The organism is Rhodococcus sp. JS3073, from assembly GCF_026810085.1.
Lineage (GTDB): Bacteria > Actinomycetota > Actinomycetes > Mycobacteriales > Mycobacteriaceae > Rhodococcus_F > Rhodococcus_F wratislaviensis.
The window spans coordinates 7,826,325-7,843,937 of record NZ_CP113951.1 but is presented as its reverse complement, the minus strand read 5'-3'; the positions used below and the strand labels follow the sequence as shown (position 1 = coordinate 7,843,937).

16 protein-coding genes and 5 pseudogenes are annotated in these 17,613 nt (G+C 66.2%); 16 read left to right on the top strand and 5 right to left on the bottom strand.

Annotated elements, in window-relative coordinates; translation table 11 throughout:
- Positions 1-81 precede the first annotated feature (81 nt).
- Positions 82-307: pseudogene (locus OYT95_RS35825) on the bottom strand (transposase); the annotation flags it as partial.
- 45 nt (positions 308-352) lie between these two features.
- Entirely contained in the window at positions 353-709 is a 357-nt protein-coding gene (locus OYT95_RS44800) for a transposase (protein ID WP_268790299.1), read from the bottom strand.
- Positions 710-2,944: 2,235 nt separating this feature from the next.
- Here OYT95_RS44800 and OYT95_RS35815 point away from each other — a divergent pair.
- From OYT95_RS35815 to OYT95_RS35775, 9 genes and pseudogenes are all read left to right on the top strand, one after another.
- Positions 2,945-3,331, top strand: coding sequence for a hypothetical protein (locus OYT95_RS35815; RefSeq protein WP_037240207.1), 387 nt, complete (start codon positions 2,945-2,947; stop codon positions 3,329-3,331).
- A 442-nt stretch (positions 3,332-3,773) separates the two neighbouring features.
- On the top strand, positions 3,774-4,460 hold the full coding sequence (locus tag OYT95_RS35810; protein ID WP_037240210.1) for a hypothetical protein: 687 nt from the start codon (positions 3,774-3,776) through the stop codon (positions 4,458-4,460).
- Positions 4,461-4,465: 5 nt separating this feature from the next.
- Positions 4,466-5,788: an SRPBCC family protein gene (locus tag OYT95_RS35805; protein ID WP_128642074.1), complete on the top strand. Its 1,323-nt coding sequence runs from the start codon at positions 4,466-4,468 to the stop codon at positions 5,786-5,788.
- Positions 5,785-6,153, top strand: a complete 369-nt coding sequence (gene gvpJ / locus OYT95_RS35800; protein WP_037240165.1) for a gas vesicle protein GvpJ — start codon at positions 5,785-5,787, stop codon at positions 6,151-6,153. The genes OYT95_RS35805 and gvpJ overlap by 4 nt, the downstream gene beginning before the upstream one ends.
- On the top strand, positions 6,153-6,941 hold the full coding sequence (locus tag OYT95_RS35795; protein WP_037240215.1) for a GvpL/GvpF family gas vesicle protein: 789 nt from the start codon (positions 6,153-6,155) through the stop codon (positions 6,939-6,941). The genes gvpJ and OYT95_RS35795 overlap by 1 nt, the downstream gene beginning before the upstream one ends.
- A gap of 4 nt (positions 6,942-6,945) precedes the next feature.
- Complete coding sequence (locus tag OYT95_RS35790) at positions 6,946-7,197, top strand: gas vesicle protein GvpG (protein WP_037240167.1); 252 nt, start codon at positions 6,946-6,948, stop codon at positions 7,195-7,197.
- Positions 7,198-7,204: 7 nt separating this feature from the next.
- Positions 7,205-7,480 carry a gas vesicle protein GvpO gene (gene gvpO, locus OYT95_RS35785; protein WP_037240169.1) on the top strand — a complete coding sequence of 92 codons (276 nt, stop codon included), beginning with the start codon at positions 7,205-7,207 and terminating at the stop codon, positions 7,478-7,480.
- Positions 7,477-7,709, top strand: a pseudogene (locus OYT95_RS35780) (hypothetical protein). Before gvpO ends, OYT95_RS35780 begins: the two are co-directional and overlap by 4 nt.
- A 554-nt stretch (positions 7,710-8,263) precedes the next feature.
- Positions 8,264-8,380: pseudogene (locus OYT95_RS35775) on the top strand (2-oxo-hepta-3-ene-1,7-dioate hydratase); the annotation flags it as partial.
- Between the two features lie 70 nt (positions 8,381-8,450).
- Here OYT95_RS35775 and OYT95_RS35770 read toward each other — a convergent pair.
- Both OYT95_RS35770 and OYT95_RS35765 read right to left on the bottom strand, forming a co-directional pair.
- A complete protein-coding gene (locus OYT95_RS35770; RefSeq protein ID WP_255221715.1) occupies positions 8,451-8,963 on the bottom strand; it encodes a hypothetical protein in 513 nt (170 codons plus the stop codon).
- Between the two features lie 314 nt (positions 8,964-9,277).
- A pseudogene (locus tag OYT95_RS35765) lies at positions 9,278-9,436 on the bottom strand (GlsB/YeaQ/YmgE family stress response membrane protein); the annotation flags it as partial.
- Between the two features lie 395 nt (positions 9,437-9,831).
- On the opposite strand from OYT95_RS35765, the gene OYT95_RS35760 reads away from it, so the two are divergent.
- The 5 genes from OYT95_RS35760 (at position 9,832) to OYT95_RS35740 (ending at position 13,234) form a co-directional block, all read left to right on the top strand.
- Positions 9,832-10,161: a PadR family transcriptional regulator gene (locus OYT95_RS35760; RefSeq protein WP_037240175.1), complete on the top strand. Its 330-nt coding sequence runs from the start codon at positions 9,832-9,834 to the stop codon at positions 10,159-10,161.
- 2 nt (positions 10,162-10,163) lie between these two features.
- Positions 10,164-10,526 (top strand): DUF1048 domain-containing protein, encoded by a 363-nt coding sequence (locus OYT95_RS35755; protein WP_200887677.1) that lies wholly within the window; start codon positions 10,164-10,166, stop codon positions 10,524-10,526.
- Positions 10,523-11,335 (top strand): ABC transporter ATP-binding protein, encoded by an 813-nt coding sequence (locus OYT95_RS35750; protein WP_037240178.1) that lies wholly within the window; start codon positions 10,523-10,525, stop codon positions 11,333-11,335. Before OYT95_RS35755 ends, OYT95_RS35750 begins: the two co-directional genes overlap by 4 nt.
- Positions 11,332-12,099 (top strand): ABC transporter permease, encoded by a 768-nt coding sequence (locus OYT95_RS35745; RefSeq protein WP_328286522.1) that lies wholly within the window; start codon positions 11,332-11,334, stop codon positions 12,097-12,099. The genes OYT95_RS35750 and OYT95_RS35745 overlap by 4 nt, the downstream gene beginning before the upstream one ends.
- 760 nt (positions 12,100-12,859) lie before the next feature.
- On the top strand, positions 12,860-13,234 hold the full coding sequence (locus OYT95_RS35740; RefSeq protein ID WP_112298436.1) for a hypothetical protein: 375 nt from the start codon (positions 12,860-12,862) through the stop codon (positions 13,232-13,234).
- Positions 13,235-13,375: 141 nt separating this feature from the next.
- On the opposite strand, the gene OYT95_RS35735 is transcribed toward OYT95_RS35740, so the two are convergent.
- Entirely contained in the window at positions 13,376-14,158 is a 783-nt protein-coding gene (locus OYT95_RS35735) for a hypothetical protein (protein ID WP_112298437.1), read from the bottom strand.
- Between the two features lie 298 nt (positions 14,159-14,456).
- Here OYT95_RS35735 and OYT95_RS35730 point away from each other — a divergent pair, with 298 nt between their 5' ends.
- Both OYT95_RS35730 and OYT95_RS35725 read left to right on the top strand, forming a co-directional pair.
- Entirely contained in the window at positions 14,457-15,914 is a 1,458-nt protein-coding gene (locus OYT95_RS35730; RefSeq protein WP_268790298.1) for an IS110 family transposase, read from the top strand.
- 348 nt (positions 15,915-16,262) lie between these two features.
- Positions 16,263-17,270: pseudogene (locus OYT95_RS35725) on the top strand (alpha/beta fold hydrolase); the annotation flags it as partial.
- Positions 17,271-17,613: the final 343 nt, after the last annotated feature.

Sequence of the window (17,613 nt, the reverse complement as noted above, 5' to 3'; positions counted from 1 at the left end):
ATGGGCAACCAGCTGGTCCCGAGCGAGTCGGTCAAGTCCCGCGAGGTGGTGTACGTCGTCGTGCGATTCCTCGCCTGATGGTTATGCGGTCAGAGCCGCCTGTGTCACCGCCTGAAGTAGGTTCGGTATCGATGTCGTCGCGGTGAGCTCCGCGGGAGCGGGCCAGTACGTCGAGGCAGCGGCGAGCGTCGATCCATTCGTCGTGTTGGTCGGCGAGGACGGTCCGTACGAGCCGAATGAGGGCGGTGCGCGGGAAGATCCCGACGACATCGGTCCACCGCCGGATTTCGTTGGTGAGTCTCTCCCTTAACCGGCCTTCGCGGGGGGTCAATCGCAGATTGGTGATCTGGAGTCAGCGGTTGAGTCGGTGGAGGTGGTCGGTCAGGGCGTCTGCCACGCGGGGGTGGCGAGCAGCTTCGTCGGACCAGCCGCGGTCGCAGGCTTCGGCTTCGGCTTCGGCTTCGGCTTCGGCTTCGGCTTCGGCTTCGGCTTCGGCTTCGGCTTCGGCTTCGGCTTCGGCTTCGGCTTCGGCTTCGGCTTCGGCTTCGGCTTCGAGTGCCTGGATATCGGAGCGGTGCGCCTCGAGCGCGTCACGGAAGTCGGGTTCGGTGACGAAGTTGTCGCAGGTCTCGCAGATGTTGGCGTAGCGGCAGGCTCCTGCCGCTTCGTGTCGGGAGCAGTAGCCATGGGCGACGCGCGTTTTGAGCATCTCGCTGCCGAGCCAGCTGACGGTGTCCGGAACGACCGGCTAGCCGACCGGGGTGAGGGTGAACCGGCGGCGCACCTTGTCCATCGCCTGGTCGTAGGCTTCGCGCAACGTCGGCGATGCGAGGGTGGCGTTGCGGAGGGTCATCTGTGGAGTGACGTGCCCGCGCAACGCCATTCAACGCCTGCAGGCTCATACCGGCACGTCGTAACCGACACCGCCATCAGGAGCCGCAGTCAACGCCCAAGATCATGGCATCTCTCGCCGTTGGACTTCGCCTGCCCAGCTACGCCCGCATCGTTACACACCTCACAACTCACAACAACGGCACGTAACCCATTGGCGCAGCGCAGTTTCAGATTCTGTGGAAGCCAGCTGAGCATCAGCGACGAGCTCCATCAGACGGGCGATGATTCTCGTCAGACCGACAACCATCCCGGTGCCTCGCACACCTGCACGCACACCCGGGACCGACGACCAACCACCTCGGCGGGCGGCACCCCGACGCTCGTCTCCCGGCGTCACCGGCGGCAGGTCAGCGAGCAGACCGTCTGTCGGGTCGACGGTCGTCGGCGTACATGGCTTCGATTCTCGCCTTGATCTCGGCGGTGCTCATCACATCGCGCCGCCTCCGGGTGCTGGGAGTGGACACGAAAGTCGTCGGGATCGAGGGTGTCGCCATGGGAATTCTGCCTTCATGTGGGTGTGGGGCGGCCGCGGCCGCGTCAGTCTTGTCATCACGCACATATGTGATCTGATTCACAGGCGGAAGCGTTACATTACGTCGTTCCTTGCTTCATCGGCGCCCGCCATCCCATCGGCCCTACGGTCGAGCCGGTACCCATGCGGGTATGGATTCCGGCATCGGCGGCCGCGCGGTTCCGGAGGCTCGCCTGGCCGGGCATCTGCTGGCCCTGGTCACCGACCACGACGTCGACGCGTTGTCGATGGATCTGTGTCTGCTGATGCAACCACCGGACATGGACCCTCTCCGGGCCCCCTCTACAGCGGTGTGGGATCTGGGTAGTCCCCGCCCTGACCGACATGGTCATCGCCAAGTCGTCCGCGAGCTAAGACCACCGCCAGTCGCGCCCTCGGCCTCATGGACGTCCAGGGGCGCGAGTTCGCTCCGAACCTGAACATCACGTCGGACATTAACTATGAGATTGTGAATCCTGGGAAGTCCGCGTCGGGTTCCGTTATGTGCGCGGATGCTCGACTGTCCATCGAACGAGGCCGGTAGCCACCCGAGCGGTGATCTGGTGGAGAACGGCGTCCACGGGCCCGGTGGGCGTGGCCGAGCTACGTGAGAGCGCCGGAAACCTCGACGCGTTGGCGCACCGAAAGGTTCCCACCGTTCGCGCATTCGTCAACAGTCTGTCCTCGAGTGCCACGACGACCCGGTCACGCTCGTCTGCTCCACGACGTCACCGAACTGCCGTGGGATGGTGCTCCCACAACGGATTTCGGTTGACGCGTCGCGACGTCCCGTTCCGTAGGACTTCCGCGCGGGGACGCACCTGTCGGGTTCGGGAACCCTCCAGTGAGCTGCAGAAGCCCAACAGTGTGTCAGCGAGGGAGGCACCCCGCTGCGAGAGCCCGTCGCACCGGGCACCGCTGGTAGCCAGGTGGTCGAATAGAGACGGCGAGGCCGCTGCGCAATTCCGGCGTTGAATCCGGTTTCCGAGGTCGACCCGGGGGTACTTGCGAACTATGGGTGCACGAGCGAGAACGGACGGCCGGACACCGGTCACATCGCACAGTGGCGGCGCAGTCGGCAACGGCAGGACCACTGACGCCGGAGGCCTGGCCACGACCGCCACAACCAAGCCGAAGGCCCGGGCATCGACCGCGGCGAACAGGTTCGCGGCGACCGCCACCACCGAAGCGGGGCGGCTGCCGCGCAGGCGGCCGGCGCCCGCGACATCGACTGGGGGCACCTCGCGGCACAGCGGCTCGCGGGCGTCTGAACCGAAACCGCGACGAACGCGAACAGGCGCCACCAGCGAAGCAGCCTCGGGCACACCCCGTCGGCGGCGCGCCGACAGCGAGGCACCCTCCGGGCGTGCGCCGGCACGGGCCACCACCGCGAAGCCGACGGCTCGCACACATCCCCGAGGTGAGGGGTCCCGCACATCCGCGCACCCGCGGTCCACCGCACCGAACCGCACACGCCGACCGGAGTCGTCAGCGAAGGACACCGAACGCGGCGGGCCCGCCGACACGACCTGGAGCCGGGTGTTGCGGTCGGTCGAGGCCGCCATCGAATGGCTCAAAGCCCACATTCGCCGGCTTCAGGAGACGGTGCGAGACCGCGGCGCCATGCTGACGGAAAAGATCAAGCAGAAGATCCAGGAGTGGATGAACCCCCTCGTCGACGAGGTCGCGCACGGCGGGGTGGGCATGCAAGCCGGACTCGAGGGTGTTCGGGCCGCCCTGACAGGTAAGAATCCTGTGTGGGCCGCGATCAAAGGGCTGGTCTCCGGATTGAGCACCAAGGCCAAGGTCGCCCTGATTCTCCTACTGGTCCTCGGACTCCTGCTCGGGCCGGTACTGCTCGTAGTCCTATTGCTGGCCCTGCTTGTCATGGCGATCGTCGCGGCGGTGCGGGCCGCTGCACGCTGACCTGATCAACGGGCGGGCAGGGCCGATTCGTGAGCAGGCGGCGCACGACACAACAAGAAAAGAATTCATCGTGGCACTGCCCAACCAATGAACACCAGCGATCTTCCGTCGCTCACCGAACCCTCGCGTATCCGCCGCGCAAGGGATTTCCCTTGCACAGCAACATCTCCGAAGGAATCCTTCCGCACGAGTCGGCTCGGTTCATCCCGGCTGCTCCGGAGAGGCCGGAATCACCGAATTTCTGCACAACGGAAAATGGGTTTCCGTGAAGTCGGCCGGAATCGTGGTGTGCTGGTGATTGAGCGTTGCCGGGTTGGGGTAGTCGACAATGCGCACCCCTACCATGCACACGGTCTTGCGGCACATCTCCGAAACCGGTCCTGCGGCACATCTCCGAGGTTGGCGAGGTGCTAAGTGACTACTCGGCAAAAGGGGTTCAATGATGAACAACAAGACTCAGATGGCGGCCGCGATCGGTGCGGGCTATTTGCTAGGCCGCACCCGCCGGATGAAGCTGGCACTGATGCTCGCCGGGGCCGGTACGACCGGGCGCTTTCGCGGCGGGCCGCGGGAGCTGCTCACACTCGGCACCAAGATGCTCGCGAATTCCCCGGAGGTCGCCAAACTCGGCGACACGGTCCGGGGTGAGCTGCTCGGGGCAGCGAAGGCCGCAGCGGTCACCGCTGCCAGCCAGCGCATCGACTCGCTGAGCAACCGGCTCCAATCGGGCGGCCAGGAGATCACGGGCACCGTCAGCGATGCCGCGGACAACGTCACTGATGTCACCAAGGTGAGCAAATTCGGCCGCAAGAAGCACACTCGTTCGCGGGACGACGACGAGCAGCCCAGTACCGACGAACCGCCGGAGGACAACTCCGCCGGAGAGGAAGACGCGACCGACGACTACGAGGAGCAGGACGAAGACGAGGCCGACGAGGAACCGGCCCCACGTAAGCGGCCCACGCCGCGCCGCCGGGCCGGAGCGACCGGGAGCACCCGGCCCGCGAGCAGGTCGCGGACCGCGAAGTCAGACGAAGACGACGATAACGAAGAGTCTCCTGCCCGCAAACGCAGGACACGGGCCAAGGCCACGACGGACTCTGCGCCCGTCCGACGGGCAAGAAGGTGATGGCGATGACGAGCGCCGCAAAGAAACTACAAGAGGCCGTACCGGGTGACGGCAACGGATCGTCCAGCGTGCTGCAGGAGGCAATGCAGAGACTGGTCGGCACGGTCGCCGAGAAGGCACTGTCCTCGGTCTCGGACAAGGTGACGAACACCTCCGGGCGGCTCACCGACTACGCCGAGAACGGCGGCGAAGGAGGGCTGCTTGCCGCCCTCACCGGTTCCGAGCAATCGGATGACGATGAGTCACCGGACAAGTCCGACACCGGTGGCGGCTGGTGGGAGGGCGCCAAGCAGACGGTCAAGGACAAGGCGTCCGACCTCAAGGACGCGGTCACCGGCGGTGGCGGTGGCGGTAGCGGAAAAGGCAAGAAGCTGAAATTGACCAACATCGTCGAAACGATCGATGTCGGGGTCCCGGTTCAGCTGGCCTATAACCAATGGACCCAATTCGCCGACTTTCCGTCGTTCATGAAGAAGGTCGAACGGGTCGAACAGGAATCGGACGAAAAGCTCGAGTGGAAGGCGCAGATCTTCCTGTCGCACCGAACCTGGGAAGCGTCGATCCTCGAGCAGGTTCCCGACGAGCGGATCGTGTGGCGCTCGAAGGGCGCCAAAGGTTTCATCGACGGTGCGGTGACGTTCCACGAGGTGACCCCGGATCTCACCCGCATCGTTCTGATCCTCGAGTATCACCCGAAGGGATTGTTCGAGAAGACGGGAAACCTGTGGCGCGCACAGGGACGACGAGCACGGCTGGAATTGAAACACTTTGCACGCCACGTCATGACGCAGACCATCCTCCATCCTGATGAATTGGAGGGCTGGCGCGGAGAAATCCGGGACGGTCAGGTAGTCGAGCCCGAGCAGGACGAAGCGGAACAGGAAGACGAGCAGGACGAAACGCAGCTGGGCGAGGGTGAAGAGGACGAGGCCGAGGAGCCTGAGGAAGCCGAGGACGAGGCCGAGGACGAGGCCGAGGACGAGGAACCCGCCGAAACAGACGAGGACGAGTACGAGGAGCCGGAGGAAACAGACGAGGCCGAGGACGAGGAACCCGAGACAGAGGAAGACGAGGCTGAAGAGGACGAGGGCGAAGGTGAGGAAGCGGTCGACGAGGAGGCCGAGGAGGACGAGGCGCCGCCGCCGAAACGCCGTGGTCGCCCACGCAAGACCGCGGCCGCGAGTGAACCGCCGGCACCGCCGAAACGCCGTGGCCGACCGCGCAAGACCGCGGCCGCGAGTGAGGACACGGCACCGGCACGCCGTGGCCGCCCCCGCAAGACCGCGGCCACCAAGTCCGTCGGCGCGAAGCGAGGAGCCCGCCGATGACCACCGGCGGGCCCAGCTCGAGCAGCCTCGCCGACGTCATCGACACCATCCTCGACAAGGGCCTGGTCATCGACGCGTACGTGCGGGTCTCGCTGGTCGGGATCGAACTGCTGACCATCGACGCCCGCATCGTCGTCGCCAGTGTCGACACGTATCTGCGGTTCGCGGAGGCGGTGAACCGGCTCGAGATCGGCAGCGAACCCAAGGGCCTGACCGATCTGGTGGGGTCCGTGACCGAAGGTGGTGCCAAGTCGAAGACCAAGGGCGCGCTCGAGGCTGCCGGCGACAAACTCGGTGACCTCCTCGGCGGCGGACAAGAGGAGCCCGAGCGGGTGCCGCGTAAATCCAGCAGAGGGGACAGATGATGTCCACCACGAACCAGGCCACCGATGCCCCCGAGCAGCCGCGCACCACCGGCATCTACGTCTACGGCATCGTGCCCGCGGACGTGCGGACCGAAGACGACGCCGTCGGCGTCGACGACTCCCAGGTGAGCACCATCAGACACGGTGACATCGCGGCACTGGTCAGCGAAATATCGGTGGACCGACCCCTCGGAAAACCCGCGGACCTTCAGGCCCACGCACACCTGCTGGACGGTGCCGCGCGAGTGGCACCGGTACTCCCCCTGCGCTTCGGGGCCGTCCTCACCGACACCGATGCGCTGAAGGACGAATTGCTCACCGCGCACGCCGACGAGTTCGCCGCCGCCATGGAGCAACTCGAGGGCAAGGCCCAATACGTGGTGAAGGCCCGCTACGTCGAACACGCCGTCCTGTGGGACGTGATCGGCGAGAACGAGCAGGCCAGCGCACTGCGCGACACGATCCGCGACCAGCCGGAGGCCGCCACCCGCGACGCCCGGATGGCCCTCGGCGAGATCGTGGCCAACGCCATCGTCGCGAAGCGAGAGGAAGATACGGCCACGGTGGTCGAGGCACTCGACTCGCTGGCCGACCTGGTCAACGTCCGCGAACCCACCCATGAGGAGGATGCCGCGCAAGTGGCGGTCCTTGTCGAGGTCGCCCGCGGAGACGAGCTCGAGCAGGCGGTGGGCGCGTTGGCGGAGCGGTGGGAGGGCCGGGTGGAGATGCGGCTGCTCGGACCGCTCGCCGCCTACCACTTCGTGATGGCCCAGACGCCGGAGGGCTGAGGCGATGGGACCGTTGTCGTTCATCGTCACGCTGCCGCTCGCGCCGGTGCGTGGGGTGATCTCGCTGGCCGAGTTGATTCAGCGTCAGGTCGAGGAGGAACTGCACGATCCCGCCAGTGCCCGCCGCGCGCTCGAGGAGCTGGACGACGCCCGCGAGCGGGGTGAGATCTCCGCCGAGGAGGAAGAGCAGGCGCAGCAGGCAATCCTCGACCGGATGACCGGAACGGCACAGCCCGCCACTCCGGAGAAGGAGTGAAGAGGTCATGGCGCATCAGCTGCCACCGCCCCTGCCGGCGCAGGACATCGCCGAGCTCGCGGTGCGGGACATCACGCAGCTGACGGGCAAGAAACCGCTCGGTGCGACATCGGTGATGCCGACCGACGACGGGTGGACCGTGGAAGTGGAAGTTGTCGAGGATCGGCGTATCCCGTCTTCGACGGACATGCTCGCCCTGTACGAGGTGGTGCTGGATCTGGACGGAGAGTTGTTGTCCTACCGCAGAACCCGCCGCTACAGCCGTGGCGCCGGTGGGTCATGACCCTGGCCGGCGGCACCTCCGGACGCCTCCCGCAGAGCCCCTCTGGGGGGAATGGGGGCGGACATCAGTCGACCAACCTCGGGGAAATCCTCGAACGGGTACTCGAACTCGACAACCGAAACTCGAGGAGACGATCGCCGCACTCGAGTCCGACCGGTCGATGCGCCTCGGGGCGGAGTCGGGTACGCCGATCCAGGTGGAAGGCAGGCGCCGAGGCGACAACGCCTGAACATCCCGGACCGCTGGTCCCACTGCTGTCCATACCCCACAGTCGCGTCGAGACTTGGCCCCGCACAGGCCACTTCCCTCAACTCGACGAACCCGAACTCATCTCCCGCGCGCTCGACCACTTCCTCGGACCGACTCAGAATCCCCCGGTGACCCAGTGACCCGGTGACTCGGTGGCACCGGTGCGGGCACGGCCGGCGCCTGTGGCGGTCATCAGTGGCCCAGCGGCGTTGTAGCTCAACACCGCGGTGACGACACAGCACCCAACTTCGGTGGCATGGCCCTCCGACCCTCGGCAGCGGTTCCGGCGGTACCGTGACCCCGCCGGGGGGTTCGATCCGGCGGGGTACCAGGCCACCGCGCGGTGTGGGCGCGGCAACACCCTCAACGGTAACCGAGTCGTGGGCCGTTCCGGGTCCGCGCGGGAGCAGGCACCGTCGCCGGCGAGAGGTTTTACCCGCCCTGGTCGGCGGCAGCAAAGTGCCAGCGCGACAACTTCGGCCGCGTCTGGCGCATCACTGCGTTGAGGCAGACATTTTGGCGGAACTCGTCGGGCCGGCCCACCACAAGCTCGGGCTGACCTCCAAGGCGATGCAGGACGGCACAGGCATCACCGAACCCGACTACGGTGTCATCTTCGACGACATGGTGCTCGAAAGCGGCTGCACCGTCGCACGGCATTGCGGGCTCTTACAACCCGGCGCTGATCGATGCGCACCGGGGCAGCCAGCGGGTGAGGAGACTAGTGCGCCTTAGCCGTTCCCTTCCTGCGTGCGGCTGTGTCCGCTCGTGCTTCCGGTGCGGATTCGTCCCGGGACTCCGCCGCCGAGTCGCTGGGCGTCGTGATCCGTGGTTTGCGCCGTCTGCGCGGCTTCGGCTGTCGTTCTTCTTGGACCGCCTGAGACGAACGTCCGTCCTCGTCTTTTCCTTGGTCCGGTGCCTCGTCGACGGTGGAATCCTCGGGGTCCCGCGGGTGGGTGTGCCCGCGACGGCCAATCCTCTTCACCCCGGCGACCAAATGCCCGCCGCCGGCCACGACGTGCGCGCCGCCCGACCGGAGGCGGTCGCGGAACGAATCGACGTGCTCGCCGCTGGCCTCAGCCGTCGCGGCCGCCGTGTCGAGTAGCTCGTCCCGAACCGAATCGCCGAGATCCGCGATCTCCGGAGACGAGGCAAGGAACTCGGATCCCTGTGCGAGCAGATCCTCAGGCCCCTTGGGGGACCGCCCGCCCGCACCAGCGATCTTCACGGCCATCCTCAACTGGTGTGTGCGCCCCAGTAGGTACCCGGCGCCGACCGCTGAGGCAACCTCAACTTTGGTTTTGGCTTTCATTATTTTCATGATCAAACCCACTTGCTGTGTGTCGTCGCCACGCACTGCGTCGGGCGTCGGGAGTATGTAGAACTATGGCGCGTCGGTGCGCGCGAGGCGTATACCGCGACTACCCCGTGTGCCGGGTCCCCAATCGCACACTCCATCGGAAGCCCCTGCGCGGAGGTGGCCACCATCCCCGCGCACACGGCACCCGCCCCGGGCCAGGCGGGGTATCGAGCGCGTGACGCCGACCCTCAGTGGTCTGCGCGATGACCGGCGACCGCCTTGACCACGAAGTAGATCACCGCCCAGAGTAGGCAGGTCAGGAAGCTGAAGATCAGCCCTCCTCCTTCAACATCGACTCCGAGCAGGCTCAGCCGGAACCCACGTACGGCGACGCCGACGACGATGTTTGAGGAGGATCAGCGGGGCGCCGCCTCAACCGCGACATACGAGTATCGGAATCCGACAGCAACGTCTGGATTTCGCGCATTACTCGCAGAATTCGTGAGTTCTGAGCAGCTACGTGCGGCAGTTCTCAAAAGCTGCGTGAGAGCAACGAACCCGATGACGGCCCGCTTCTGCCGTGTTCCGGCCGCCCCCATTACCCGCCCGATTCGGGCGAGTACTACCTCGACCCCTCTCTCACACTTCGCGCGTACTGGCGCCGAGCCGATCAACGGGATCAGCAGTCCCGAAGTCCTCCCTCGTTCTGCGACCCCGATCGCTATTCGGTGTTGCTAACTACCGGTACTCAGTGATACTTTCTACCGGTAGTCAGCAACACAGACTAGATCGAAGGTGAGTGATGGGCAATCAGATGACGGAGATGCTCAAGGGCACGCTCGAGGGCATCGTCCTCGCGATTCTTGCCAAGCAGCCGGCATACGGCTACGAGATCACAGCACTGCTGCGGGAGCGGGGCTTCTCGGATCTCGTCGAAGGCACCGTCTACGCCCTACTCGTCCGCGTCGAGCAGAGGGGCTTCGTGGATGTGGAGAAGGTGCCCTCGGAGAAGGGGCCGCCACGGAAGGTGTTTTCGATCAACGGGCAAGGGCGCGAACAGCTCGACGAGTTCTGGAGGACATGGAGCTTCCTCGCAGAACGTATCGAACAGCTCCACGAAGGAGAGAAGTGATCATGGCCAACTGGATCGAGACCATCACCGGATCGTTCGAGCAGAAGAAACAGTACAAACAGCACAAAGCCCGCATCGATGCCCTTCCCGAGCCGTACGGCACCACCGCGAAAGCGCTGCAGCGGTACTTCATGTACTACGGCGGCCACACGGACGGCGCGACCCTCGTCACGATGATGGGCGACCTCGTCGAACTCTGGGAGCGGGCCGCCGTAGACGGCACGCCGGTACGCGAGATCGTCGGCGAGAACCCGGTCGAGTTCGCCGAGACGTTCGCCCAGGCCTACAGCGGCACGCAGTGGATCGACAAGGAACGCGCCCGCCTGACCAAAGCCATCGAAGACGCGGAACGAGGACAGCAATGACCACGGATGCAACGATCCGGGTCCACGGCCTGGAAAAGTCGTACAACGATCTGCGGGTGCTGCGCGGCGTCGACTTCGACGTGGCGCCGGGCAGCATCTTCGCCCTGCTCGGCTCGAACGGAGCGGGCAAGACCACGGTCGTGAAGATCCTCGCGACCCTGCTCGGGCAGGACGCCGGCACAGCCACGATCAACGGCTTCGACGTCGCCACGCAGCCGCAGAACGTGCGGGAATCGATCAGCCTCACCGGACAGTTCGCAGCCGTCGACGAGATCCTCAGCGGGCGGGAGAATCTCGTGCTGGTCGCCCAGCTGCGGCACCTGAAGAACCCCGGCAAGATCGCCGACGACCTGCTCGCTCGCTTCTCACTGACCGAGGCCGGCGGCCGGAAGGCGTCGACCTATTCGGGGGGCATGCGCCGCCGTCTCGACATCGCGATGAGCCTCATCGGGAACCCGCCGGTCATCTTCCTCGACGAACCGACCACCGGACTCGACCCCCAGGCGCGCATCGAGGTGTGGCAGACGGTGAAGGAACTCGCCGACAACGGCACGACGGTGCTGCTGACCACACAGCACCTGGACGAGGCCGAGCAGCTCGCCGACCGGATCGCAATCCTCCACCAGGGCCGGATCATCGTGAACGGCACCCTCGCCGAGCTCAAGGCCCTGCTGCCGCCCGCGACAGTGGAGTACGTCGAGAAGCAGCCCACCCTCGAGGAGGTCTTCCTCGCGATCATCGGCGACGACAGCGACAGCGTCGGTGCACACACCGTCCGCGACACCACTACGAACAGCGAGGAGCGATGATGACCACCACGAACTTCTACGGCGACACCACAGTCCTGACGGGGCGTTCGCTGCGCCACATCCTGCGCAGCCCCGACACCATCATCACGACAGCGGTCACCCCGGTCGCACTCATGCTGCTGTTCGTCTACGTGTTCGGCGGCGCGATCGACACCGGGTCGGAGTCGTATCTGAACTTCATGCTGCCCGGCATCCTGCTCATCACGATCGCATCGGGCATCGCCTACACCTCCTACCGACTCTTCATGGACATGCAGGGCGGGATCTTCGAGCGATTCCAGTCCATGCCGATCGCCCGATCCAGCGCGCTGTGGGCACACGTGCTGACCTCGCTGGTCGCCAACCTGATCTCCCTCCTGATCGTCATCGGCATCGCCCTCCTCATGGGCTTCCGCACGGGTGCGAGTGTGCTGGCGTGGCTCGCGGTCGCAGGCATCCTGATTCTGTTCACCCTGGCGTTGACGTGGGTCGCTGTGATCGCCGGTCTCTCCGCGAAAACCGTCGACGGTGCCGGCGCGTTCGCCTACCCACTCATCTTCCTACCGTTCATCAGCTCCGCGTTCGTGCCCACCGACACCATGCCCGGCCCGGTGGAGTGGTTCGCTGAAAACCAGCCGGTGACCTCCATCGTCGACACGATCCGCGCCCTGTTCGCACAGCAGCCCGTGGGCAACGACATCTGGATCGCCCTCGCCTGGTGCGTCGGCATCCTCATCGTCGCCTACGCCGCCTCGACGGCCATCTACCGACGCAAGATCAGCTAAGCAGGGGGCGCGCCGGTGATACTGGCCGAAATCGGGCGGCGGTGCCATAACCTCGACAGCGCTCGGCGACACCGGGGAGACAGTGATGGGCAAGTGCCCATGATCGCCCGCCCCACGGTAGGCGAACCTGCACCGACGTCATCCTCCGATCAGGCCCGACCACTGTTACACCGCGTGAAGGTCCACACCCCACACGCCACGGCAGCACCGCCGACTACCAACGTTCCAGGACCAGCCGCGCCACATTCGTGAGCGCCGCCAACCGGACTTGAACGTCGTGGCCGCCTTGGTGTCCCACACCGCGGTGAACCCCTTGGTCGCCGACTTCGGCGCACCAGCAGCCCACCCCAGGCCCCGCCCACCGCATCCCCATCCGCCTCAGCGACGACGAATACACCCGCGCCCACGCTGCCGCCCGCACCGCCGGCCAGAACCTCGAAACCTCCGCTCCACGAACGCATCACCGACGCCCTCAAACAACCCGAATAGCAGGTTCAAGCGCCGACAGCGAACCATCCGCGACGTGTCGCAAAGATCAGTTCAGATGGTCTTACGATGCGGATCCTGCAGTCCATCGTCCAGGTGGGCGGTATCCGCGAGAGCGACCACCGCCCTCCGCGGAGCCGCCACCCAGGGGTGATTTTCCGCCCCCTTGCGGGTCGCGGATCACCCCCTTCGGGGTGTTATCGAACGCCGGCTTCCGGCGAAAACTAGTGGTCGTCCGAGAACACCAAACCCCCGAACTTCAGGAGCCCACAGAATGTCCTCGATCACCACACGCACCGCAGCCGCAGCAGCCGTCGGCGTCGCCCTCGGATTCGGAGCCGTGCTGGCCCAGAGTGCCACCGCCGCAGCAGCACCCACCGATGGTGCCGCACCGCAGGCCCCATACACCGTCCAGGTTCGCGACCGCATCGGATGCGCCAACGCGTGGCCCATGGTCGCCTGCGATGCCCCCGACGAGGACGTACCCGAGCAGGTCGAACTCTACGAGCCGGGCACCACACTCACCGAGCCGGGCGGCGTCGAGCTCTTCGGCTCCTCCAGCGCTCCGTACCACGCCGCGAACTACCCCCTCGAACCCGACGACGGCGTGATCTCCCACCCCCTCGACCCTGACATGCCCTGGATGTGATCACCCGGGGTGCTCCGGCGCCGAGTCCCGCGCCGGAGCACCCCGGTGACGCGACGCCGAGAGGTTCCGTCGGTACATCGACCCTGCCGTAGCGCCCACAACGATGCGACCGGGGTCGACGTCTTCAGGGGCAGCCGCTCGTTACCGGGAATTCTTCTCGGCGACCGCGGTCGCCGGGTGCACCGCGATCAGGCCGAGGCCTTGGCGTCGCTTGCACAGCCGCGCCAGCTCGCGATACACGGCCTCACCAAGCAACTCGGTGAGCTCCGGCGCATACGACTGCCACACCGCCTCGGCGCCGACGTGCGCGTCCGGCGAGCCGGAGCAGTACCAGTTCAGGTCCGAGCCGCCCTCACCCCAGCCGCGGCGGTCGTACTCGGTGATCGTCGTCTTCAGGATCTGCTCGCCGTCGGGTCGCTCCACCCATTCCTGGGTGCGCCGGATCGGCAGCTGCCAGCACACGTCGGGCTTCACCTCGAGCGGCTCGATGCCGCGTTTGAGCGCCATCGAGTGCAGCGCGCACCCGATGCCACCCTCGAATCCGGGACGGTTGAGGAAGATGCACGCGCCCTTGAAGCGGCGGGTTCGCAGCGCCGGCTCGTCGTCGAGCTCGTCCTCCTCGATGTACCCCCTCTTCCCGAGACCCTGCTTCATGAACTGCCAGTCCTCGGGTCTGAGCAGCTTCACGGACTTGTGCAACTTCGCGACGTCCTCCTCGTCGGTGAAGAAGGCGCCGTGCGAGCAGCAGCCGTCGTCGGGTCGGCCCGCGATGATGCCCTGGCAGGCCGGGGTGCCGAACACGCAGGTCCAGTGCGAGAGAAGCCACGTCATGTCCGCGGCGATGAGATGCTCGGAGTCGTCGGGATCGAGGAACTCCACCCATTCCCGAGCGAAGTCGAGCGCAACCTCGGGGCTGGGCGTCATCTTGTACGACGGACCCGGAATACATGCTGCCACAAACCCCCACGGTAGCCCACCCACATAACAGTTGTGTGGTCCCTTCCGGGGACGCCCGCGCATGCGGGAAAATCGGGTGCGGTCGCTCGCCGAGGTCGATCTTTTCTTGGCGCCGGTGAGCCCGAATAACAGTTTGATCCGGGGAGCCGATCGTGGGGCTGCGCATTGTTGCCACGAGCACGAGGGTCCGACTCTTACCTTTCCCTGTTCGGCTCCTGCGGGCGACCGTGTTCATGCAATCGGTTCGGTGGGAAGGAGTTTCGTCATGGACGAGGTCGACGATGTCGAACTGCTCGTGGAGCGGGTCGCGGCGCTGGATCTCGGCAAAGCCGTTCTTGAGGCGTGTGTGCGGGTGCCGCACCCGCAGCGGCTCGGTAGGCGAATGCAGGAGCTGCGCGGTTACGGCACGACCACCGCACAGCTGCTGGCGATGGTGGCCTGGTTGCGGCACTGGCACGTGCAGCGGGTGGTGATGGAATCCACCAGCACCTACTGGAAGGGCGTGTACTACGTTCTCGAAGCCGAGGGCTTCGATTGCTGGCTGGTCAACGCCCGCGAGGTGAAGAACGTGCCGGGCAGGGCGAAGACCGACCGGGCCGACGCGGTATGGCTGGCGAAGGTGGCCGAACGTGGCATGTGCCGGCCATCGCTGGTGCAGCCGCCCGAGATCCGCCGGCTACGTGACCTCACCCGCTACCGCCGTGCCCTGGTGCAGGACCGCACCCGCGAGCAGCAACGGGTCGAGAAGCTGCTCGAGGACGCCCAGATCAAGATCTCGTCGGTGCTCTCGGACCTGCACGGCGCATCCGGACGGTCGATGATGCACGCCCTCATCGCCGGAGAGCGCGATCCGCGGACACTGGCCCGACTGGCCAAGAGCGGTGCGCGGAAGAAGACCGACCAGCTCGAAGAGGCGCTGCGCGGATTCTTCACCGACCACCACGCGACGATTCTGACGATGATGCTCGACAACAGTGACCGGATCGGCGACCAGATCGCCGCACTCGACGCGCTGATCGAGGACGCGATCAGCCCTTTCTCCCGACAGGCAACCCGCCTCGCTGACATCGTCGGCGTGAACACCGTTGCCGCCGCCGAGTTGATCGCCGAGACCGGGGTCGACATGACCCGATTCCCGTCCGCCGCACATCTGGTGTCGTGGGCGAAGTTCTGCCCGCAGACCCACCAGTCGGCCGGCAAGTCCACGAGCAAGGGCCGCGGCAAGGGCAACCCCTGGCTGGCCGGCACCCTTGGGCGCATCGCGTTCGCCAACTCCCGCGCCGACACCTTCCTGGGCACCCGCTATCGGCGCCTCGCGCGCCGCCGCGGCAAGCAGAAGGCGATCGTCGCCACCGGCAACTCGATACTCACCGTCATCTACCACCTGGGACGTGCGGGCCAGCACGAAGAGCCCGCGGCCCTGCTCCGCAGCCAGCGACAGCGCCGGGTCGAGCGCACCTCTCGGACCCAGACGCCAAATTCTGCGACCTCGGGCCCGGATACTACGAATCCCGGATCAACAAACACCGCCGCGCCCGCGACCTCGCCACCCAACTCCAGACACTCACCGGCCAGCACATCGCCATCCGCGACGGCAAAGCCGTCATCACCGACACCGTCGCCTGACCCCAAACTTCTTGCGGCAGAACACCATAACCCGGCTCCGCCCGGTGCCTTCGGCCTGCCCACTCACCATCCTATTTTCGGGTCAGACAAGGACTGATCAGGTCCCCGTCCGGCAGCAACGACGCCCGACCCGAATCGCGCCGATACACCTGTGACATCACCGCGTCGATCCGCCGACGATCCACCCCAGCCCCGGTGCTGCACAGCGGAAGCGCTGTCGAGCGGCACGGCCCAGGGCCCGGTGCTCGATGACCGGTGATCGCCTGCGTGTAACGCCGCGGCCTCCACCGCGAATAACCAGCGAACGTTTCTCGCATCTATTTCGGGGCACGGGAGGAGGCAACGACCTCCTGATGTCGACACCCTCGTGTGGGGCGTGTCGTCCGGTGTTTCGACGGTGCGAAGCGAAGAATCGACGTAGAACGCGACAGTCGAGGAGGGTGCGATGAACCCCAGTCGCATGCGCAGGCTCAGGCCGGTGCCCGACGCCGAGCCGCAGATGATGTTCCGCACCATCCACGGGTACCGACGCGCCTTTCGCCTGGCCGGTGACGGCCCCGCACTGCTGCTGTTGCACGGCATCGGCGACAACTCGTCGACTTGGACCGAGATCATCCCGCACCTCGCCGAGAATTACACCGTGATCGCACCCGATCTACTCGGCCACGGACGCTCCGACAAACCCCGTGCCGACTATTCCGTCGCCGCCTACGCCAACGGTATGCGCGATCTACTCTCGACCCTGGGAATCGACCAGGCCACCGTGATCGGACATTCGCTCGGCGGTGGCATCGCGATGCAGTTCGCCTACCAGTTCCCCCAGATGGTGGATCGGCTCATCCTGGTTTCCGCCGGCGGTATCACCGCGGACGTTCATCCGCTCCTGCGGCTCGCGGCGACGCCGATCGTCAATGAGGCACTGAAATTGCTGCGCCTGCCGGGAGCGGTGCCCGCGGTGCGCTGGGTGGGAACCCTGTTGACTCGACTGCACGGCACTCCCCTGCGCCCCGGTGCGGCGCTGCACGACACACCGGATCTGGTGCGTATCTTGACCGAACTTCCCGACCCCGCCGCGTACGAGGCCTACCTACGCACCCTGCGTGCGGTGGTCGACTGGCGCGGACAGACGGTGACCATGCTCGACCGCTGCTATCTGACGGCAAGTCTCCCTGTTCAACTCATCTGGGGAGATCGGGATACGGTCATCCCCGTCAGCCACGCCCACACCGCGCACGCGGCAATGCCGGGCTCACGCCTGGAGATCTTCCCAGGCGCCGGTCACTTCCCCTTCCGGGACGACCCCATGCGCTTCCTCCACACCGTCGAGAAATTCCTGACCGCCACGCGCCCATCGCCATTCGACGAGGCCAGGTGGCGGCAACGGCTCAACATCGGAACCGTCGAGACAGCTCTCACCCCCGACGTCTCGACGCATGCCGAGATCGACGCCGTCGAGACGATCTGCTCGCCCGCGTGGGGCGGAACGATCGCGGAGCTGAGCGGCGCGCTCCCGCCGTCACCGAGTGGGTGCGCCGCAAGCGGCGTCCCACAGTCCTGATCGGGATTCGCCGCGCACTGTTCCTTGCCGCGTCCGGCCATCGGGTGCCTACTCAGCGATCAGGGCGCGGTATCTGCGATCGAAGATCAGATCGATGTGTCCGGTCCGCGTGGCCTGGTGCCGGGTGCCTGTCGCCCCGAGGAGGCGCTTCCATATGCTTGGTGGTGCGCACGCCGTTCTCCGCAACATGGGTGTATGACGTGCGTCTCATCCCGACCGGCGTCCGACCCACGAGCAC